This is a genomic window from Streptomyces sp. NPDC053474 (assembly GCF_044544845.1).
Classification (GTDB): Bacteria; Actinomycetota; Actinomycetes; order Streptomycetales; family Streptomycetaceae; genus Streptomyces.
The window spans coordinates 147,635-168,083 of sequence record NZ_JBITXV010000020.1; the positions used below are offsets into that span (position 1 = coordinate 147,635).

The following is a 20,449-nucleotide window of genomic DNA, read 5'->3' on the forward strand; positions in this document are numbered from 1 at the left end:
CCACTATCCCGGCCGGGCTAGGGGAGATCCAGCCCCTTCGGTTAGCCTCACTTGGTGACGACATCTGCAGCACCACGGAGGGCACCGAGGCTGTTCGCCATCAGTGACCTGCACGTGGCGTATCCCGAGAACAGGAAGTTCGTCGACGAGCTCTGGCCGGAACACGAGGGCGACTGGCTGATAGTCGCCGGTGATGTCGCGGAGATGGCGGCCGACATCGAGTGGTCGCTGCGCACGCTCGCCGAGCGCTTCGACACCGTGATCTGGTCGCCGGGCAACCACGAGCTGTGGACGCCCCGGGACGACCCCAACCAGCTGCGCGGCGAGCCCCGCTACCGCCACCTGGTCGAGCTCTGCCGCGAGTTGGGCGTGCTCACCCCGGAGGACCCCTTCCCGGTCTGGCGCGGCGAGGGCGGCCCGGTGACCATCGCACCGCTCTTCCTCCTCTACGACTACACGTTCCGGCCCGAGGGGACGTACGCGAAGCGCGACGCGCTGGAGTACGCGTACGAGACCGGGGTCGTCTGCACGGACGAGGTGCTGCTGCACCCGGACCCGTACCCGAGCCGCGAGGACTGGTGCCGGGCCCGGGTCGCGGTCACTAAGGAGCGGCTCGACGCGGTCGACCCCGGCCTGCCGACGGTCCTGATCAACCACTGGCCGGTCGTGCGCGAGCCCACCCGGATCCTGCGCTACCCCGAGTTCGCCCTGTGGTGCGGCACGGAGGCCACCGCCGACTGGCCGGTGCGCTACCGCGCCGCGGCGGTGGTCTACGGACATCTGCACGTGCCCCGCACCACCTGGCACGACGGGATCCGGCACGAGGAGGTGTCGGTGGGCTACCCGCGCGAGTGGAAGCGCGACTGGCACCCGTCGCCGAAGCTGCGGCAGATCCTGCCGGCGCCCGCCCGCTCCGCGCGGTGACGGACCGGCCGGGGGCGGCTCAGGAGCCGACGCGGATCAGCTCCTTCTCATAGGCGAAGATCACCGCGTGCACCCGGTTGCGGAGCCCCAGCTTCTCCATGATCCGCTGGATGTGGAACTTCACGGTGCTCTCGCTGAGCGTCAGCTCCCGGGAGATCTCCGCGTTGCTGAAGCCCCGCGCGACCAGCTTGAAGACCTCGGTCTCCCGGTCGGTGAGGCGGCGCAGCGGCGCCGCGCCGCCGCCGGGCGCCCGCGCGGGCCCGCCCGCGGGGCGCCCCGCCGCCGTGGCGCGCACCGCGGCGGCCAGCTCGCCGGAGCCGCTCGCGCTGGACAGCAGGCCGCGCACGCCGACCCGAAGGACCTGCCCGGCCGCCGCGTCCACGTTGTCGAGCAGCACCAGGACGTTCGCGGGCCGCGGCGGGGCGGGGCGGGACAGGGCGCACACGCAGGCGAGCGCCTCCGCCGCGCCGGTGTGCGAGTTGACCACGACGACGTCCGGCCGCAGCTCGCGGAAGCGGGCCGCGGCGCCCGGCCCGTCCTCGGCGACGGCGACCACGTCGAGATCGGGACAGCCGTCGAGGATGGTGCGGAGCCCCGTCAGTGAGATGGGATGCGAATCGACCAGGAGGACCCTGGTACACGCCAAGCCTGACATCAATTCCCCCGGTTGCTTGGAGCGTTCGGCCCGTCCCGCCCCCCGGCGACTGTTCCCCGGCGGCGCGGAACAGTACTCCAGGATAGGACCGGCCGCGCGGTTCACGCCGTCGCTCCACGCCCGCGCGGCGCCGTGCGGCCGCTCGGGCACCCGCGCGGGGTACCGTGCGTGCGAACGCCGTGGCCCGCCGCCGGAGGGGACGGCCGCCCTCCGCAGAAGGGGACGACCTCGCCATGCATGCAAGCGCTCGCTTCACCGACCGGGTGGCCGTCGTCACCGGCGCCGCCTCCGGCATCGGCGCCGCCACCGCCGTGCGCCTCGCCGGGGAGGGCGCCGCCGTGGTCGTCGCCGACGTGGCCGCCGAGCGCGGCACGGCCGTCGCCGAGGGCATCCGGGCCGAGGGCGGACGGGCCGCCTTCGTCCGCGCCGACGTCGCCGACGCCGCCGACTGGGACCGCGTCCTCGCCGCCGCCCACGGCTTCGGCCCGGTCGGCGTCCTCGTCAGCAACGCCTACGCCTCCGAGGTCGCCCCCGCGCACGCGATGACCCGGGAGTCCTTCGAGCACCAGCTCGCCGTGAACGTCACCGGCGCCTTCCTCGGCGTCAAGGCGGCCCTGGCCGATCTGCGCGCGCACCGCGGCGCGGTCGTCGTCACCTCCTCCGTGCACGCCACCCACGGCATCCCCGGCCACCCCGGGTACGCGGCGAGCAAGGGCGCCCTGGTGTCCCTGTGCGGGCAGCTCGCCGTCGAGTACGGGCCCGAGGTGCGGGTCAACGCGGTGCTGCCGGGCCCCATCCTCACGCCCGCCTGGGACCGGATGACCGAGGAGGACCGGCGGCGGAGCGTCGCGGGCACCGCGGCCCGCCGGTTCGGCTCGCCCGCGGAGGTGGCGGCGGCCATCGCGTTCCTCGCCGCGGACGAGGCCTCGTACGTCACCGGCACGAGCCTGGTCGTGGACGGCGGCTGGAGCGTGGTGAAGGACTCGGCCTGAGCCCGAGAGGCCCGGCCTGACCCGGAGAGGGCTCGGCCTGACCCCGACAGGCTTCGAAGGAGCGGCAGTTGAAGATCACCCGGGTGGAAACCTTCCTCGTCCCGCCGCGCTGGCTGTTCTGCCGCGTGGAGACCGACGACGGCGTCGTCGGCTGGGGCGAGCCCGTCGTCGAGGGCCGCGCCGAGGTCGTGCGCGCCGCCGTCGACGTCCTCGCCGAGTACCTCCTTGGAAAGGACCCCGCGCGCATCCAGGACCACTGGCAGGTGCTCAGCAAGGGCGGCTTCTACCGCGGCGGCCCGGTGCTCTCCAGCGCCGTCGCGGGCCTGGACCAGGCGCTGTGGGACATCGCGGGCAAGGCGTACGGCGCGCCCGTGCACGCGCTGCTCGGCGGGCCCGTGCGGGAGCGGGCGCGCGTGTACGCCTGGGTGGGCGGCGACGAGCCGAGCGCGCTCGCCGAACAGGTCGCCGCGCAGGTCGACGCGGGCTTCACGGCGGTCAAGATGAACGCGGCGGGGGTGACGTCGCCCCTCACCACCCCCGCCGAGACGGCGGCGGTCGTCGAGCGGGTCGCCGTCGCCCGCGAGGTGCTCGGCGCGCACCGCGACGTCGCCGTCGACTTCCACGGCCGCCTCACCCCCGCGAGCGCCCGCCGCGTCCTGCCCGAACTCGCCCCGCTGCACCCGCTGTTCGCCGAGGAGCCGCTCCTTCCCGACCAGGCGCACCTGCTGCCGGGCCTGGTCGCCGCGAGCCCCGTGCCCCTCGCCACCGGTGAACGGCTCTACGGCCGCGCCGACTTCCTGCCCGCGCTCACCGCGGGCATCGCCGTCGCCCAGCCCGACCTCAGCCACGCGGGCGGCATCACGGAGGTGCTGCGCATCGCCGCGCTCGCCGAGACCTACGGCGCGCTGCTCGCCCCGCACTGCCCGCTCGGCCCGATCGCCCTGGCCGCGAGCCTCCAGGTCGCCTGGGTCACGCCCCACTTCCTCATCCAGGAGCAGAGCCGGGGCATCCACTACAACAAGGACGCCGACCTGCTGTCGTACGTCGTGGACACCGAGCCGTTCCGCTTCACCGAAGGACACGCGCACCGCACGGACCTGCCGGGCCTCGGCGTGGAGATCGACGAGACAGCGGTGCGGGCCGCGGACCGGCGCGGGCACGCCTGGCGCAACCCGGTGTGGCGGCGGCCGGACGGCTCGTTCGCGGAGTGGTGACGACCGGCCACCCCAACGCTCGGGCGCGCACGCACGGTTGGCCCCGCCCGGGCGCGCGCCTACGCTGGTAGCCGCCCGAGGGGGGAGCCGCACATGAGCGAACGCACCCAGGACCACGGTCAGGACGGACGCCCCACCCCGCCCGCCAAGGGCGAGCGCCTCGCCGACTGGGCCGACGGCCGCCTCGGCATCCACACCCTCGGCAAGTCACAGCTGCGCAAGGTCTTCCCGGACCACTGGTCGTTCATGTTCGGCGAGATCTGCCTCTACAGCTTCCTGATCCTCATCCTCACCGGCGTCTGGCTGACCCTGTTCTTCGAGCCGAGCGGCATGGAGGTCGAGTACAACGGCACGTACGAGCCGCTGAAGGGCGTCCTGGTGACGCGCGCCTACGAGTCGACCGTCGACATCAGCATGGAGGTGCGCGGCGGCCTGCTCATCCGGCAGATCCACCACTGGGCGGCGCTCGTGTTCGTCGCGGGCATGCTGGTGCACATGATGCGGGTGTTCTTCACCGGCGCCTTCCGCAAGCCGCGCGAGCTGAACTGGCTGTTCGGCTGGACCCTGCTGATGCTCGGCCTGATCACCGGCCTGACCGGCTACTCGCTCCCCGACGACCTGCTGTCCGGCACCGGCGTGCGCTTCGCGCAGGGCGCCATCCTGTCGATCCCCGTCGTGGGGACGTACCTTTCCTTCTTCCTCTTCGGCGGGGAGTTCCCGGGGCACGACATCATTCCGCGGCTGTTCGCGGTGCACGTGCTGCTGCTGCCGGGGATCATGCTGGGCCTGGTCGTGGCCCATCTGATCCTGGTCTTCTACCACAAGCACACCCAGTTCGCGGGCCCCGGCCGCAGCGAGCGCAACGTCATCGGGGCGCCCTTCTTCCCCGTCTACGTCGCCAAGGCGGGCGGCTTCTTCTTCCTCGTCTTCGGCGTCCTCGCCCTCATGGGCGCCCTCGCCACCATCAACCCCGTGTGGGCGCTCGGCCCCTACCGGCCCGACCTGGTCGGCACCGGCGCCCAGCCCGACTGGTACCTGGGGTTCTCCGAAGGGCTGATCCGGGTGATGCCGAGCTGGGAGATCGACGCCTGGGGGCACACGCTCGAACTGGGCGTCTTCATCCCGTTCGCGCTGTTCCCGCTGATCATGATGGTGATCGCGGCGTACCCGTTCGTGGAGGCCTGGGTCACCAAGGACCGCCGCGAGCACCACATCGCGGACCGGCCGCGCAACGCGCCCGCGCGCACCTCGTTCGGCGTGGCCTGGCTGTCCCTGTACGGGGTCCTCATGGTCGGCGGCGGCAACGACATCTGGGCGACGCACTTCCACCTGTCCATCAACGCCATCACGTGGTTCGTGCGGATCGCGTTCTTCGTCGTGCCGCCGCTCGCCTACGCCGTCACGTACCGGGTCTGTCTGGGCCTCCAGCGGCGCGACCGCGCCAAGGTGCTGCACGGCCGCGAGAGCGGCGTCATCAAGCGCCTCCCGCACGGCGAGTACGTGGAGGTCCACCAGCCGCTCAGCCAGGCCGAGCGGTACACCCTCACCGCCCACGAGCAGCCCGTGCCGTTCGAGGTAGGGCCGCTCGTCGACGCGAACGGCGTGGCCCGCAAGGTCCCCCGCGCCGACCGCCTGCGGGCCCGGCTCTCCCGCGCCATGTACGGCCCCGGCACCCAGGTGCCCAAGCCGACGGCGCAGGAGTACCGCCAGGTCCACAGCGGCGACGGCCACCCCTGAGGGCCCCGCCCGCTCAGGCCGGGAGCGGCCGGGGCGTGGCGGCCAGCTCCCGCAGCCAGGCGGGGCGCACGACCTCCATGCCGAGCCCCGTGGGCACCGGCAGGGGCCCGCGCGTGAGGTGCTCCTCGCGGTAGCGGCCGCAGCCGCGGTGCCAGATGTGGATCGCCGCCAGCCAGTTCTCCAGCCGCCGCACGTGGTCGTCGAGGGCGCCGCGGGTCCGCGCGTCCAGACCGAGGTCCGCGCACAGGACCGGCAGTTCGTGCGCCACCACGTGCTGGAACTGGCGCAGGCGCGAGCGCATCAGGTCGTCGACGATGTGCAGCGCCGTGGGGTAGTCGCAGTCGAAGAAGCACTGTACGACGAGCACGGCGTTGTGCAGCTCGCCCTCGTACTCGATCTCCTTCTGGTACGAGAAGACGTCGTTCATCAGGGCCGCGTAGTCGGCGGCGGCGTTCTCCAGGGTGCGCAGCTGACCGCTGTCGAGGACCTCGCGCGGGATCAGCCCGCCGTGGGCCAGGCGGCTCAGGTTCATCGTGAACTCGGAGCCGAAGGTGTGGCGGCGCATCTCGATGTAGTCGACCGGCTCCGGGACGCGGTGCTGCGCCTGGTTGGCGAGCTCCCACAGCCAGCTGTCCGTCATCTCCACCAGGGACCGGCGCAGCACGGCCCGGCCCTCCGCGTCCATCGGGGCGGTCGCGCGCGCCCACAGGTCCGCGAGGCCCCGCTCCAGCGCGTTGGCCGGGGGCGGGGGAGGGGAGCCGTCGAGCGGCATGAACAGCGTGAGACGGTCCGTGCACACCTTCGCGCCGAGCAGGTCGCGGGACCTGCCGAACACCGCCGGGTAGTAGTCGTCCGCGTACGTCCCCCACGCCAGCCAGCAGGTGTCCAGGTCCAGCTGCTCGGCGGTCGCGTCCGGGTGGATGCCCGCCGCGCACAGCGCGAAGTCGAACCGGGCGAGCTTGTGCGCGTCCCAGATGTGCGAGGCGGGCACGCCCGGCTGCGGCTGGAGCAGGCCCATCCGCAGACACCAGTCGACGACCTCGCGCCGGGAGTGCTCCAGGTGCGGGGAGAGCGTCGTCGTGAACGGCAGGTCGAAGTCCGGGATCCGGGAGGGGCCCACGCGCTGGAACGGCACGTGTGTGAAGCGGCGCCGACGCTGCGCACCGGTCGCGGACAGCAGCTCCTTGACGCCCGTCGCGGCGGTGCCGATGCCCGAGGGGCCGGACAGCGGCGAGGCCGTGGCGGTGGCGGTGGCGCCCTCGTTCATGTAGCGGCTGGAGCGCAGATGCCACTCGTGGCCGCCCGACTGCCAGTCCTGGAGGCCCTTGGCGTAGGCGAGGACGTCGGCGCACTGGCCGGGCGGCAGCGCCTTCTCGGCGAACAGCGGCGCCAGCTCCGTGAACAGCGTGTCCTCGAACTGCTGCATGCGCGCCGTGAGGAGTTCGTTCACGGAGTCCGCCGCCTCCTGCGTCGTACAGCCCAGGAAGGTCTCCAGGACCAGGACGCCGTTGCTCAGCTCGCCCTCGTCCTCGACCTCGCGCTGGTACGAGAACAGGTCGTTGCGCAGGTGCACCGCGTCGGCGAACGTGTCCTTGAGGACCCGCAGCGGGCGCGCGTCCGCCACGGCGGCCGGTACCTCGGCGCCCGTCGCGTACTCGATCAGACCCGCCGACCAGGGCGCGCCGCCCACCTTGCGGCGCATCTCGATGTACTCGACGGGGTTCGCGACCCGGCGGGCGTTGATGTTGGACAGCTCCCACAGCGACTCGTTCAGGAGGTTGCGGGTGCTCTCCGCGAAGCGGGCACGCCAGTCGAGGGACATGTGGGGCACCGTGCGCCGCCACAGGTCCGCCAGGCCCGCCTCCACCGGATTTTCGGGCTTCGGCATCGGCGTAGCCAGGTCCATCGGCATGAACGCGGGCAGCCGGTCCAGATAGGCCTTGCCGCCCTCGCGGTCCTGGGTGCGCTTGAACAGCTCCAGGAAGTGGTCGTCGAAGAAGAAGACCCACACGTACCAGTCCGTGACCAGCGACAGCGCGCGGGCGTCACAGTCCGGGTGGGTGTACGCGCACAGCAGCGGATAGTCGTGCGCGTCCAGGTCCGCCTGCTCCCAGACGCCCGAGCCCTCCAGCATGCCCATCCCGCGCGCCCACCGCAGGGAGTGCGAACGCGCCTCGTCCACATGGGGATTGAGACGTGCCGGATGCACCATGTAGAAGTCCGGCAGTTCGAAGGGGCGTGTCGGCCGCGGCATACGGATGTCTCCTCAGACAGGGGGCGTACGGCAGCCAGGCACTACCCCCAGCGCGCCGCTCGAAGCGGCGCGGGGCTCGCGGTCACACCATCGCGTGATACGCCGATGCGAAAGTGTGGCGCGTTCCAAACGCCCGTGCGAGCCGCCGCGTGCCGGAGCGAACCGTGAGGAGAGCACATGACCAGGGAAGTCCGGCACGACCTGCCGCTGTACCGCCGGGTCGTGCCGCCCGAGTGGATCGACCACGACGGACATCTGAGCGAGGCCCACTACGGCGTGGCGTTCGGCTCCGCCACGGACAGCCTGATGGAGGCGACGGGGCTGCACGCCGACTACCGCGCCGCCACGGGCGCCACCCTCTGGACCGTCGAGAGCCACGTGCGGCTCCTGCGCCAGGTCACCGAGGGCGCGCACCTGGTGGTCCGCACCCGCGTCCTCGGCTCCTTCGCGCGCCGCCTGCACTTCGCCCACGAGATGTACGTCGTCGAGGGGCCCGGGGCCGCACCCGCGCCGGACGCCGAGCCCGTCGCGACCGCCGAGCTGCTCGCCCTGCACGTCGACCGGGAGCGGGGCCGTTCGGTGCCGTTCCCCGAGCCCGTGCGGGAGCGGCACGCGGGCCTCGTCGAGCAGGCGCCGCCGTGGGCGGGCAGGGCGGTGGGCGCGCCGCCCCGCTGAAGTGGTAGGAGTTCAGGAAGGCGCCCGGTGCGGCGCGGGGCGACTGGAGGGCAAGGTGGCGCAGACGTGAGGCTGACGATTCTCGGCGGCGGCGGGTTCCGCGTACCGCTGGTGTACCGGGCGCTGCTCGACGACCACGAGGAGGGCCGCGTCACCGACGTCGTCCTGTACGACGTGGACGCCGCGCGGCTCGGCGCGATCGCACGGGTGCTCGCCGAGCAGGCCGAGGGCGTACCGGACGCCCCGGTGGTGCGGGTCACCACCGATCTCGACGAGGCGCTGCGCGGCACCGACTTCGTGTTCTCCGCGATCCGCGTCGGCGGCCTGGAGGGCCGCGCCGCCGACGAGCGGATCGCCCTCGCCGAAGGCGTGCTCGGCCAGGAGACCGTGGGCGCGGGCGGCATCGCCTACGGCCTGCGGACCGTGCCCGTCGCCCTCGACATCGCCCGGCGCGTGGCGCGGCTCGCGCCCGAGGCGTGGGTCATCAACTTCACCAACCCCGCCGGGCTCGTCACCGAGGCCATGTCCCGGCACCTCGGCGAGAGGGTCATCGGCATCTGCGACTCGCCGGTGGGCCTGGCCCGCCGCGTCGCGCGCCTCCTCGGGATCGCGCCGGACCGCGCGTGGGCCGACTACGTGGGCCTCAACCACCTGGGCTGGCTGCGCGGCCTGTGGGTCGACGGCCGCGACGAACTGCCGCGCCTGCTCGCCGACCGGGACCTCCTGGAGTCCTTCGAGGAGGGCAAGCTCTTCGGCGCCGACTGGCTCCAGACCCTGGGCGCGATCCCCAACGAGTACCTGCACTACTACTACTTCACCCGTGAGGCCGTCGCCGCCTACCAGCGGGCCGAGCGGACGCGCGGGGCCTTCCTGCGCGACCAGCAGGCGCGGTTCTACGACGCCCTCGGCGGACCCGCGGTGCCCGCCCTGGAGACCTGGGACGCCACCCGCGCCGAACGCGAGGCGACGTACATGGCGGCGAGCCGGGAGGCGGCCGGGGCCGGGGAGCGGGCCGCGGAGGACCTGGAGTCCGGCGGCTACGAGCACGTCGCCCTGGCCCTGATGCGGGCCGTCGCCCGCGACGAGCGGACCACGCTGATCCTCAACGTCCGCAACCGCACGACCCTGCCGGTGCTCGACGCGGACGCCGTGGTGGAGGCGCCCTGCCTCGTCGACGCGAGCGGGGCGCACCCGGTGTCCGTGGATCCGCTGCCGGGGCACGCGGTGGGGCTCGTCTGCGCGGTGAAGGCCGTGGAGCGCGAGGTGCTCACCGCGGTGGAGAGCCGCTCCCGCGCGGCGGCGGTCAAGGCCTTCGCCCTGCACCCCCTGGTCGACTCGGTCACGGTGGCGCGCCGCCTGACCGCCGCCTACCAGCAGGCCCACCCCGCCCTGGCCTATCTGACGTGACTAGGCGGTCGCGCGGACCTGGTCCAGGAAGCCGTGGAGGTTGCGGAGCGTCCGCTCGTTCTGCTCCTGAAGGCTGAGGCTTTCCTCGAACCGCCGGGCCAGGGCCGACGTCCTCTTGCCCCGTACGTACAGCGAGCAGGCGAGGTCGGCGCAGATGTAGAGCCCCACCGAATTGCCCTGGCGCCCCGCCTCGCCCGCGCGGGGCGCCACGAACAGCGTGATCCCCGACCCGGCCTGCGGGGTCACGCACACCGAACAGATGCTGGACTTGAGCAGGCTCCGGCGCGCCCCGGCGGACGCCCGCAGGGCCACCCCGACGAGCTCGCCTGACCCGTCCTGCCGCGCGACCACATAGCCGCGCTCGGGCGCCTTGGGGTCGCGCCAGCCGAGGAAGTCGAGGTCGTCCCAGGGGGTCTCGGCGAACCCCGGGGGCAGCGCGAGGCGCCGCGCCTCGCCCTTGGAGCAGTTCACGAAGGACGCGCGGATCTCTTTCTCGCCGAGTGGTTCCATGATCCGGAAGTTATCAACCGGACCGGACGGCCGTCCTCCCATTTTCGGCCGCCGCGTCCGCCGCCACCGCCACCTTGAGCGGTGGCCGCGCCGCCCGGAACGCGAGGGTGCGCCGCAGCTCGAAGCCGAGGGCCTCGTACAGGCGGATCGCCCCGGTGTTCCGTGCCGCAGTGTGCAGGAAGGGCGTGTCACCGCGCTCCCGGATGCCGTGGGCGACGGCGCGCACGAGCCGCGCGGCGAGCCCGCGCCCCCGGTACGCCGGGTCGGTGCAGACCGCGCTGATCTCCGTGAACCCCGGCGGCCGCAGCCGCTCCCCGGCCATCGCGACGAGCACGCCGCCCTCCCGCAGGCCCAGATACGTGCCGAGTTCGACGGTGCGGGGCAGGAAGGGGCCCGGCCGGGTGCGCGCGACGAGGTCGAGCATCTCGGGCACGTCGGCGGGCCCGAGCCGCACCGCGTCGGCGTCGGGCGCGGCCGCCACACTCTCGCCGACGAGCTGCACGCCCGCCACGTCGAAGGTGAGCTCCCAGCCCGCGGGCACCCGGGCGGCGACGCCGGGCAGCGGCACCGACCCGTCGGCCCCGGCGAAGGCGGCCAGGTCCGCCCAGTCCGCCGCGTCCGGCTCGGCGGGCAGGCCGAGCCAGGGCGAGACGTCCACGGGGTAGCGCAGCACGCGCCCGCGCCGCTCGGCGAACCGGGCGTGCGGGCCGGTCAGGGAGGCGAGCCCGGGGTTGTCCAGGGGATGCGCGCCGCCCGTCACGGCCCGACCTCGATCACGACCTTGCCGCGCGCGTGCCCCGACTCGACGGACCGCAGGGCCTCGCCCGCCCGCGGCAGCGGATAGACGGCCGTGATGTCAGGGCGCAGCACGTCCGCCGCGGCGAGCGCGGCCACCGCGTCCAGGACCTCGGCGGTGCGGGCCCGGGCGACGGGGGAGCCGCCCAGTTCGCCGACGATGCCCTTGCCGCCCGCGGTGATCAGCTTCGTGCGGTCCGCCACGAGCTCGGCGACGGTCCGCAGGTGGTCGCCGCCGACCAGGTCGAAGACGCCGTCGACGCCGTCCGGCGCCAGGGCCCGGACCCGCTCCACGAGGTCCTCTCCCGGCGCGACGTGGATGACGCCGAGCGACTCGACGTACTCCTTCTTGGCGTCGCTCGCGGTGCCGATGACGCGCAGCCCCTCGTGGCGGGCGAGCCGCGCCACGAAGCCGCCGACCCCGCCGCCGACGCCCGTGACCAGGAGCGTGGCCCCGGCGGGCAGGGCGAGCTGGCGGACGCCGTCGTACGCGGTCGCGGCGGCGACGGGCAGGGCCGCCGCCTCGGCGAACGAGAGGCCCTCCGGCTTGTGCGCGGCGACCGCCACCGGAAGCAGCGTGTACTCGGCGTACCCGCCGGTCAGCGTGGACCCGAACACCCGGTCCCCGACGGCGAACCCGGTGACGTCCGGGCCCACCTCCGCCACGACGCCCGCCGCCTCGCTGCCCAGGACCTCCGGCAGTTCGGCGGGCGCCTGGCCCGGCCTGCGGTAGCCGCCGCGCAGCTTGTGGTCGACGGGGTTGACGCCCGCGGCCCGTACGGCCACGAGCAGCTGTCCCGGGCCCGGCCGCGGCGGCTCCCGGTCGATGAGGGCCTCCACCTCGGGTCCGCCGTGCCGGGTGTACACATACGCCTTGGCCATGCGCTCCTCGCTTCCTCCTGCGACGGGTCGGGCGGTGCCGGGCACCGCCGGGGCACCGCCCGGGCACCGCACCAACGATCACAAGGCCGGGCCGCCGTGCGGCATTCCCCGGCTGCGGAGTGTTCACGGGGCCGCAACGTTGGCCTTCCGGTCACGCGGCGGTCACCGCACCGACCACCCCTTCCGTCAGCCTGGCTCCCTTGGCACACTGCATGCGCCCACGCCCCCCACGTCACGTGAGGTCCCTTTCCCATGCCCGAACTCAACCGGCGCCGGTTCCTGCAACTCGCCGGCGGCACCGCCGCGTTCTCCGCGCTCTCCGAGAGCATCGGCCGCGCCGCGTCCCTGCCCGCCCGGCGCCGCTCCGGCTCCATCGAGGACGTGGAGCACATCGTCGTCCTCATGCAGGAGAACCGTTCCTTCGACCACTACTTCGGCACCCTCAAGGGCGTGCGCGGCTTCGGCGACCCCCGCCGGGTGACGCTGCCCGGCGGCAAGCCGGTGTGGCACCAGAAGAGCGGCGCCAAGGAGGTCCTTCCGTTCCACCCGGACGCGGACGACCTGGGCATGCGGTTCATCGCCGGGCTCGACCACGACTGGGCGGGCGGCCACCGGGCGTTCAACAACGGCGCGTACGACCAGTGGATCCCCGCCAAGTCCGAGCGGGCCATGGCGTACCTCACGCGCGGGGACATCCCCTTCCACTACGCGCTCGCCGACGCCTTCACCGTCTGCGACGCCTACCACTGCTCGTTCATGGGGGCCACCGACCCCAACCGCTACTACATGCTCACCGGGCACGTCGGCAACGACGGCACCGGCGGCGGCCCCGTCCTCGGCAACCAGGAGGCGGGCTACGGCTGGACCACCTACGCCGAGCGCCTGGAGAAGGCCGGGGTCTCCTGGAAGGTCTACCAGGACGTGGGCGACGGCCTGGACGCGGCGGGCAAGTGGGGCTGGATCGAGGACGCCTACCGCGGCAACTACGGCGACAACTCCCTGCTGTACTTCAACACCTTCCGCAGCGCCAAGCCCGGCGACCCCCTCCACACCAAGGCCCGCACCGGCACGAACGTCAAGGCGGGCGACGGCTACTTCGACATCCTGAAGGCCGACGTCAAGGCGGACCGGCTGCCGCGGATCTCCTGGATCGCCGCCCCGGAGGCGTTCAGCGAGCACCCCAACTGGCCCGTGAACTACGGCGCCTGGTACATCGCGCGGGTCCTGGACGCGCTCACCGCCAACCCCGAGGTGTGGGCGAAGACCGCCCTGTTCATCACGTACGACGAGAACGACGGATACTTCGACCACGTCGTGCCGCCCTACGTCCCCTCCTCGGCGAACCAGGGCCTGTCCACCGTCGCCACCGCGCTGGACCACTTCCCCGGCAACGCCCAGTACGCCGCCGGGCACTACGGCCTCGGCCAGCGCGTGCCGATGCTCGTCGTCTCGCCGTGGAGCACCGGCGGGTTCGTCTGCTCGCAGGTGTTCGACCACACGTCGATCATCCGCTTCATGGAGCGGCGCTTCGGCGTGCGCGAGCCGAACATCTCGCCGTGGCGCCGGGCCGTCTGCGGCGACCTGACCGCCGCGTTCGACTTCGCGGGCCGGGACACCGCCCCGGCCGCGCTGCCCGACACCTCCCGCTACGCGCCGCCGGACCACGCGCGCCACCCCGACTACTACCCGAAGGCACCCGCGAGCCCGGCCCTGCCGAAGCAGGAGCCCGGCTCCCGGCGCACCCGCCCGCTGCCGTACGCGCCGCTGGTCGACGGCCTCGCGACGCCCGCCGACGGCAAGCTGCGGCTCACCTTCGGCGGCGGGGACGCGGCGGGCGTCTGCTTCCACGTCCGCTCCGGCAACCGCGGCGACGGGCCCTGGACGTACACCACCGAGGCCGGGAAGACGCTCTCCGACGCCTGGAACTCGGCGTACTCGGGCGGCAGCCACGACCTGTCCGTCCACGGCCCCAACGGGTTCCTGCGCACCTTCAAGGGCCCCGGCAAGAAGGCGGGGCCCGAGGTCACCGCCCGCCACGACCGCACCACCGGCAACATCCGGCTGACGTTCACCAACGCCGGTGCCGTGACCTGCTCCCTCACGGTCACGAACGCCTACGGAGGCCGCAAGGACACCGTCCGGGTCGCGCCAGGAGCGACCGTCCACCACACGGTCGACCTGCGCGCCAGCAAGCGCTGGTACGACCTGACGGTCCTCACCGACACGGACCCGGGCTTCCTGCGACGCCTGGCCGGACACGTGGAGACCGGCGAGCCCGGAGTGAGCGACCCGGGCCTCGCGACAACCTGACCTCCGACTGATCCGCCGCTGCCTCGCGGGATGTTCCCGGCTCACCCGCCTCCGTCCGGGGGCGGGTGAGCCGGACCACTCCAGCCCGTCCGGCGTTTGAGGACGAGGCGCGAAGCGCCGATAAAGCGGGGGTACGGGGGCGGCAGCCCCCGGTGCGGGAAGGGGTGGGCCCGGGGCGCGCCGCCGCGAGGCCCCGAGAACCGTTCCACACCCGCGAGGCCGCGCAGCGTGCCTTCCTCGACGAGCTGGCGCGCGGCGACGCCTACCCGGCCGAGGCGCCCACGCTGTGGGACGTCACCTTCCGCACGGCCGTCGCGCAGGCCGAGCTGGAGGACAGGGAGCGGCCGGGCGCGTACCACCGGATCGGCTTCCACGGCCCCGAGGGCGCCACGGTCCTCGTCGACACCACCCGGCCCGAACTCCTGCCCGCCTGCGTCGCCCTCGTCGCGCACCCGGACGACGAGCGGTACCGCGACCTGGTCGGCACCTGCGTGCGCACCCCGCTGTTCGGCGTCGAGGTCCCCGTCGTCGCCCACCACCTGGCGGCGCCCGACAAGGGCACGGGCATCGCGATGGTGTGCACCTTCGGCGACACCACGGACGTCACCTGGTGGCGCGAACTGCGGCTCGCCACGCGCCCGGTCATCGGCTGGGACGGCCGCTTCCTCGCGACCGCGCCGAGCGGTCTGACCTCGCCGGAGGCCCGCGCCGCGTACGCGGAACTGGCGGGCGCCACCGCGCACACCGCGCGGGAGCGCGTCGTCGCGCTGCTGCGCGCCGACGGCGCACTGCGCGGCGAGCCCCGCCCCGTCACGCACGCGGTGAAGTTCTTCGAGAAGGGCGACAAGCCCCTGGAGATCGTCACCACCCGCCAGTGGTACGTGCGCAACGGCGGCCGGGACGAGCGGCTGCGCGCCGCGCTCCTCGCGCGCGGCGCGGAGCTCCAGTGGCACCCGCCGCACATGAAGGTCCGCTACGACGCCTGGGTCGGCGGCCTCAACGGCGACTGGCTGATCAGCCGCCAGCGGTTCTTCGGCGTCCCCGTCCCGCTGTGGTACCCGCTCGACGGCGACGGCCGCCCCGACCACACCCGCCCGATCGTCCCAGACGCGGCCGCGCTGCCCGTCGACCCCAGCGCGCAGACCCCGCCCGGCTACGCGGAGCACCAGCGCGGCGAGCCGCACGGCTTCACCGGCGACCCCGACGTCATGGACACCTGGGCCACCTCGTCGCTCACGCCGCAGATCGCCGGGCGGCGGCTGACCGACCCGGAGTTGTTCGCCGGGGTCTTCCCGATGGACCTGCGCCCGCAGGCCCACGAGATCATCCGCACCTGGCTGTTCGCCACGGTCGTGCGCGCCCACGCGGGGCACGGCACCCTGCCGTGGCGGCACGCCGCGATCTCCGGCTGGATCCTCGACCCCGACCGCAAGAAGATGTCGAAGTCCCAGGGCAACACCGTCACGCCCACGGACCTGCTCGACCGGCACGGCTCCGACGCGGTGCGCTACTGGGCGGCGAGCGCGCGCCCCGGCACGGACACCGCCTTCGACGTCGGCCGGATGAAGATCGGGCGGCGGCTCGCGACGAAGCTCCTCAACGTCGGGAAGTTCGTGCTCGGCATCGGCGCCGACCCGGGCGCCGCCGCGGTGACCGAGCCGCTCGATCGCGCCCTGCTCGCCGAGCTCGCCACGGCCGTCGAGGAGACCACGGCCGCCTTCGACGCCTTCGACCACGCCCGCGCCCTGGAGAGCGCCGAACGGTTCTTCTGGCGCTTCTGCGACGGCTACGTGGAGCTGGTCAAGGCCCGCGCGTACGGCGACCACGGCGGCGCGGCGGCGCGCGACTCGGCCCGGGCGACGCTGCACACCGCCCTGGACACGGTGGTGCGGCTGCTCGCGCCCGTCCTGCCCTTCGTCACCGAGGAGGTCAGGTCCTGGTACGCGGACGGCAGCGTCCACCGGGCCGCGTGGCCGTCGGCCGACGCGCTGCGGGAGCTCGCCGGGGACGCGGACCCGACGGTCCTCGCGACGGCCGGTGAGGTCATCGCGCACGTCCGCAAGGCCAAGTCCCTCGCCCGCCTCTCCCTGCGGGCCGAGGTCGCGGCCGTCGAGCTGTGGGCCCCGCGCGAGACGCTCGGCCGCTTCGCCCTCGCGGAGCGGGACGTCCGGGCGGCGGGGCGGGTGGGGACGGTGGCGGCACGCGAGGCCGACGGGGAGCTGCGGGTGGAGGTGCTGCTCACACCGTTCCACTGAGTTCCGCTGAGTTCCACTGAGCGGAACGCGGGGCTGGCGGAGCCCACAGGGGGGCGGGGTAGTGTGCCCGGGTGACAACGCAATCGAACACTCCTGCAGGCTGGTACCCGGATCCCCAGGGCGCCTCCCAGCTGCTCCGCTGGTGGGACGGCGCGCAGTGGACCGACCACACCACGGCGGCCCAGCAGGGCACGCCCGGCCAGCAGGTCCCCTCCCAGGCGGGCCAGGCGGCGTCCGCCCCGGCCCAGGCCGTCGCCGAGCAGACGCCCTTCGCCGCGCCGCAGCAGGCGGCCCCGGCGGCCGACCCGGCGAAGGTCCAGCGCCAGGTCCAGCAGCAGGCGGGCATCACGCCGACCGCGCAGGGCGGCGGCACCCTGTTCACCGAGCCGGTCCTGGTGGTGAACCAGAAGGCCAAGCTCATCGAGCTGACCAACGAGTACAAGGTCATGGACCAGGCGGGCAACCAGCTCGGCTCGGTCACCCAGGTCGACCAGAGCGCGCTCAAGAAGGTCGCCCGCTTCGTCTCCAGCCTCGATCAGTTCATGACGCACACGCTGGAGATCCGCGACGTCCACGGCCAGCCGCAGCTGCGCCTGACCCGCCCCCGCAAGTTCATGAAGTCGCGGGTCGTCGTGGAGCGCCCGGACGGCCAGCAGGTCGGCGAGATCGTCCAGCAGAACGTCTTCGGGAAGATCAACTTCGCGATGATGGCCAACGGCCAGCAGGTCGGTGCCATCAAGGCGGAGAACTGGCGCGCCTGGAACTTCTCGATCGTCGACCACACCGACAACGAGGTGGCCCGGATCACCAAGACCTGGGAAGGCCTCGCCAAGACGATGTTCACCACGGCGGACAACTACGTCCTCCAGATCCACTTCCAGCTCCCGGAGCCGCTCCTGAGCCTGGTGGTGGCGACGGCCCTGACCGTCGACACGGCCCTCAAGCAGGACTCGCGCGGCCTCGGCTGACGCGCACCCGTGTACGTACGGCGGCGGCCGCGCTCCCCTTGGCGGGAGCGCGGCCGCCGCCGCGCGTAGGGGAGGCGTTATCCGCGCCGCGCGGACAGGGCCTTCGCCGACCGCGCCTCCGCGGGTTCCGGCTGGCCCGGGATCGACGGCAGTGACCCGGCGACGGGCGCGGGGGAGCGCGGCGACCGGGTCAGGAGCACCACCCCGTACGCGGCGAGCGCCGCGCCCGCCGCGGCGAGGAGGATTCCGCCCGCGCCGCCCCGCAGCCGCTCGCCGAGCAGCGCGACGCCGATCGCGGACGCGGCCACCGGATTGGCGAGCGTGACCACGGCGAGCGGCGCGCCCAGGCCACCGCGGTACGCCGTCTGCGAGAGGAAGAGACCGCCCACGGCGAACGCCGCGACGAGCAGCGCCACGACCACGACCCGCGCGCTGAACAGCGGCCCGGAGGTGTCGGTCGCCGCGACCGTCACGGTCTGCGTGAGCGCGGAGGCGACGCCCGAGGCGAAGCCGGACGCCGTCGCGTGCCGCAGCCCGGGGCGGGCGCCGCGCCGGGAGAGCATCCCGATGACGGCGGCCGTCACCGCGGCGACCGTCACGGCCTCCGGCAGGGTCAGGGTGTCGTCGGGCGCCGGGCCCGAGGCGGTGAGCAGCAGCGCGCCCAGGCCGATCAGGGTGAGCCCCGTGCCGCGCCACTCCAGGCGGGTGACGCGCCGCCCGGCCAGGCGTGCGCCCAGCGGCACGGCGGCGACCAGGGTGAGCGCGCCGAGCGGCTGCACCAGCGTGAGCGGCCCGTACTTCAGGGCCGCGACGTGCAGCAGCGCGGCGGAGGCGTTGAGTCCGACCGAGGCCCACCACGCCCCGCTGCCGAGCAGCCCGAGCACCCGGGGCCCGCTGTCCGTGAGGCGCGCGGCCAGGCGCTCCTGGGCCACGGCCGCGGCGGCGTACGCGACGGCCGACACCAGGGAGAGCGCGACGGCCAGCAGGGTGGCGCTCACCGCCCGGCTCCGGAGCCGACGGGTTCGGAGCCGACGGGTTCGGGGGCGGGGGCTGGATCGGGAGCGGGGGCGGGCACCCAGCGGCGTACCACCCGGGAACGCGCCGGGCGCGGCGGCCGGACGACGGCCAGCGCGATGCCGAGCAGCGCGGCGGCCGCGAGCGCGTCGAGCCAGTAGTGGTTGGCGGTCCCGACGATCACCAGGAGCGTGACCAGCGGGTGCAGCAGCCACAGCCAGCGCCAGCGGGAGCTGGTCGCCGCGATCAGGCCGATCGCCAGCATCAGGGCCCAGCCGAAGTGCAGCGACGGCATGGCCGCGAACTGGTTGGCCATGGTGTCGGCCGCGGGCTTGGCCGCGTACACGGAAGGACCGTAGACCTGCGCGGTGTCCACGAGGTGGGCCGCGGGCAGCAGCCGGGGCGGCGCGAGCGGGAAGCCGAGGTGCAGCGCGAGCGCCGCGGCGGTGAGCACGGCGAGGACGCGCCGCGCCCACACGTAGTGCCGCGGTCGGCGCAGATACAGCCACACCAGGAAGAGCAGCGTCGCCGGGAAGTGCACGGCCGCGTAGTAGCTGTTCGCCACCTGTACGAGGCCGTCGCCGTGCAGCAGCGCGTCCTGGACGAGGCCCTCGCCGGGCAGCCGCAGGGTCCGCTCGGCGTCCCAGACGCGGTGCGCGTTGCGGAGCGCCTCGCCGGTGTGGCCGTTCGCGAGCTGCCTGCCGAACTTGTAGACGAGGAAGAGCCCCACGACGAGGAGGAGCTCGCGGACGAGGGGCGGTCGGGCGGCGGCGCGCTCGGCCGCCGCGACCGGCGGTGCGGTGGCTGCCCCCGGCGGCCCCGGGGGTATCCCGGGCTCCCCTGCGGCGGCCTCGGTGCGGGATTCGCGGGCTTCCATGCCCCGGCCCCTTTACGTGACGACTGGGTGGTGCGGTGATGTGGGCACCCCTGAACGCGCACATCGATACGCCAGTGTACCGATACGGAAGCGTACCGGTACACTGGCGTATCGATAAGGTGGCCACGGCGAGCCGCCCCACCGAGGAGTGAAGAGCCATGACGTCGCGGGAACCGGTACGTGAGCACGGGTGCGGCCAGGCGTCCGCCTCGCGCCGCTCCAAGCTCACGCCCGAGCGCGAGCAGGAGTTCTACGACGCCGTCCTCGAGCAGCTCCGCGAGTGCGGGTACGAGGCCGTGACCATGGAGGGCGTCGCCGCCGCCACCCGGTGCAGCAAGTCCACGCTCTACCGCCAGTGGAAGACGAAGCCCCAGTTCGTGGCCGCCGCGCTGCGCGCCAACCGCTGTGTGCGGTTCGCGGGCATCGACACCGGCTCCGTCGCCGGTGACCTGCGGGAGGCGGCGCGCTCGGCCGCGGCCTGGAGCGAGCGCGACACGATGCTGGTGCAGGCGCTCAGCCACGCCGTCCAGCAGGACGAGGACCTCCAGCGGGCGCTGCGCGAGGCGCTCGTGGAGCCGGAGGCGCAGGCGATCGACGCCATCCTCCGACGGGGCGTCGACCGCGGCGAGCTGCCCGCGGACCATCCGGCGACGGAGTTCGTGGCCGCGCAGCTCTTCGGCGTGCTGCGGGTGCGGCCGATGCTGGAGGGCAAGAACGCGGACGCGGAGTATCTGACGCGGTTCGTGGACGCGGTGCTGCTGCCGGTCCTCGGTCTCGCGGGTACCGCCGCGGCCGACTGAAAGCGTGGGCCCGGGGCCGAGGGATGACCGGACCGGGGCCCGCCCGCGCCGCACCGTGGGGACGGGGGCGGCGCGCCACCACCGCCGGGGGGGGGGGGGGGGGGGGGCCCCCCCCGGGGGGGGTGTGGGCCCCCCGCGCGCGGGCGTTCGCCCGCGGCCCCCCCGGCGGGGCGGGTGCTA

At 74.0% G+C, this 20,449-nt stretch carries 17 protein-coding genes; 10 read left to right on the forward strand and 7 right to left on the reverse strand.

The annotated features are described in order from the left end of the window. The first annotated feature begins 54 nt into the window (after positions 1-54). Positions 55-924: a metallophosphoesterase family protein gene (locus ACIG3E_RS35715; RefSeq protein WP_399624251.1), complete on the forward strand. Its 870-nt coding sequence runs from the start codon at positions 55-57 to the stop codon at positions 922-924. A gap of 19 nt (positions 925-943) precedes the next feature. On the opposite strand, the gene ACIG3E_RS35720 is transcribed toward ACIG3E_RS35715, so the two are convergent. After that, a complete protein-coding gene (locus ACIG3E_RS35720) occupies positions 944-1,570 on the reverse strand; it encodes a response regulator transcription factor (RefSeq protein ID WP_399624253.1) in 627 nt (208 codons plus the stop codon). Positions 1,571-1,812: 242 nt separating this feature from the next. Between ACIG3E_RS35720 and ACIG3E_RS35725 the strand changes: the two genes are divergently transcribed. The 3 genes from ACIG3E_RS35725 (at position 1,813) to ACIG3E_RS35735 (ending at position 5,522) form a co-directional block, all read left to right on the forward strand. Beyond that, positions 1,813-2,571: an SDR family NAD(P)-dependent oxidoreductase gene (locus tag ACIG3E_RS35725; protein ID WP_399624255.1), complete on the forward strand. Its 759-nt coding sequence runs from the start codon at positions 1,813-1,815 to the stop codon at positions 2,569-2,571. Between the two features lie 68 nt (positions 2,572-2,639). Further along, positions 2,640-3,785 (forward strand): galactonate dehydratase, encoded by a 1,146-nt coding sequence (gene dgoD / locus ACIG3E_RS35730; RefSeq protein ID WP_399624257.1) that lies wholly within the window; start codon positions 2,640-2,642, stop codon positions 3,783-3,785. 93 nt (positions 3,786-3,878) lie between these two features. Further along, entirely contained in the window at positions 3,879-5,522 is a 1,644-nt protein-coding gene (locus ACIG3E_RS35735) for a cytochrome bc complex cytochrome b subunit (RefSeq protein ID WP_399624259.1), read from the forward strand. 13 nt (positions 5,523-5,535) lie between these two features. On the opposite strand, the gene ACIG3E_RS35740 is transcribed toward ACIG3E_RS35735, so the two are convergent. Beyond that, positions 5,536-7,776, reverse strand: coding sequence for a germacradienol/geosmin synthase (locus ACIG3E_RS35740; RefSeq protein ID WP_399624261.1), 2,241 nt, complete (start codon positions 7,774-7,776; stop codon positions 5,536-5,538). A gap of 177 nt (positions 7,777-7,953) precedes the next feature. On the opposite strand from ACIG3E_RS35740, the gene ACIG3E_RS35745 reads away from it, so the two are divergent. Both ACIG3E_RS35745 and ACIG3E_RS35750 read left to right on the forward strand, forming a co-directional pair. Next, positions 7,954-8,451, forward strand: a complete 498-nt coding sequence (locus tag ACIG3E_RS35745) for a thioesterase family protein (protein ID WP_399624263.1) — start codon at positions 7,954-7,956, stop codon at positions 8,449-8,451. 66 nt (positions 8,452-8,517) lie between these two features. Then, positions 8,518-9,858: a 6-phospho-beta-glucosidase gene (locus tag ACIG3E_RS35750; RefSeq protein ID WP_399624265.1), complete on the forward strand. Its 1,341-nt coding sequence runs from the start codon at positions 8,518-8,520 to the stop codon at positions 9,856-9,858. On the opposite strand, the gene ACIG3E_RS35755 is transcribed toward ACIG3E_RS35750, so the two are convergent. Genes ACIG3E_RS35755 through ACIG3E_RS35765 form a run of 3 tightly spaced genes read right to left on the reverse strand, consistent with a single transcriptional unit; the run spans position 9,859 to position 12,045 of the window. Beyond that, positions 9,859-10,368, reverse strand: a complete 510-nt coding sequence (locus tag ACIG3E_RS35755) for an FBP domain-containing protein (protein ID WP_399624267.1) — start codon at positions 10,366-10,368, stop codon at positions 9,859-9,861. 13 nt (positions 10,369-10,381) lie between these two features. Then, positions 10,382-11,128: a GNAT family N-acetyltransferase gene (locus ACIG3E_RS35760; RefSeq protein WP_399624269.1), complete on the reverse strand. Its 747-nt coding sequence runs from the start codon at positions 11,126-11,128 to the stop codon at positions 10,382-10,384. Then, the gene (locus ACIG3E_RS35765) at positions 11,125-12,045 is read right to left on the reverse strand and encodes a zinc-binding alcohol dehydrogenase family protein (RefSeq protein ID WP_399624270.1); all 921 of its coding nucleotides are present in this window, start codon (positions 12,043-12,045) and stop codon (positions 11,125-11,127) included. Before ACIG3E_RS35765 ends, ACIG3E_RS35760 begins: the two co-directional genes overlap by 4 nt. A 252-nt stretch (positions 12,046-12,297) precedes the next feature. Here ACIG3E_RS35765 and ACIG3E_RS35770 point away from each other — a divergent pair, with 252 nt between their 5' ends. The 3 genes from ACIG3E_RS35770 (at position 12,298) to ACIG3E_RS35780 (ending at position 17,578) form a co-directional block, all read left to right on the forward strand. After that, the gene (locus tag ACIG3E_RS35770; protein WP_399624272.1) at positions 12,298-14,355 is read left to right on the forward strand and encodes a phosphocholine-specific phospholipase C; all 2,058 of its coding nucleotides are present in this window, start codon (positions 12,298-12,300) and stop codon (positions 14,353-14,355) included. A gap of 152 nt (positions 14,356-14,507) precedes the next feature. Then, positions 14,508-16,610 carry a valine--tRNA ligase gene (gene valS, locus ACIG3E_RS35775; RefSeq protein ID WP_399624274.1) on the forward strand — a complete coding sequence of 701 codons (2,103 nt, stop codon included), beginning with the start codon at positions 14,508-14,510 and terminating at the stop codon, positions 16,608-16,610. A gap of 71 nt (positions 16,611-16,681) precedes the next feature. Further along, positions 16,682-17,578, forward strand: coding sequence for a phospholipid scramblase-related protein (locus ACIG3E_RS35780; protein ID WP_399624276.1), 897 nt, complete (start codon positions 16,682-16,684; stop codon positions 17,576-17,578). Between the two features lie 77 nt (positions 17,579-17,655). Here the strand turns inward: ACIG3E_RS35780 and ACIG3E_RS35785 are convergent, their stop codons facing one another. Both ACIG3E_RS35785 and ACIG3E_RS35790 read right to left on the reverse strand, forming a co-directional pair. Continuing rightward, on the reverse strand, positions 17,656-18,576 hold the full coding sequence (locus ACIG3E_RS35785) for a DMT family transporter (RefSeq protein WP_399624278.1): 921 nt from the start codon (positions 18,574-18,576) through the stop codon (positions 17,656-17,658). Next, positions 18,573-19,469: a phosphatase PAP2 family protein gene (locus ACIG3E_RS35790; RefSeq protein ID WP_399624280.1), complete on the reverse strand. Its 897-nt coding sequence runs from the start codon at positions 19,467-19,469 to the stop codon at positions 18,573-18,575. Before ACIG3E_RS35790 ends, ACIG3E_RS35785 begins: the two co-directional genes overlap by 4 nt. A gap of 158 nt (positions 19,470-19,627) precedes the next feature. On the opposite strand from ACIG3E_RS35790, the gene ACIG3E_RS35795 reads away from it, so the two are divergent. Next, on the forward strand, positions 19,628-20,269 hold the full coding sequence (locus tag ACIG3E_RS35795) for a TetR/AcrR family transcriptional regulator (protein WP_399624282.1): 642 nt from the start codon (positions 19,628-19,630) through the stop codon (positions 20,267-20,269). Positions 20,270-20,449: the final 180 nt, after the last annotated feature.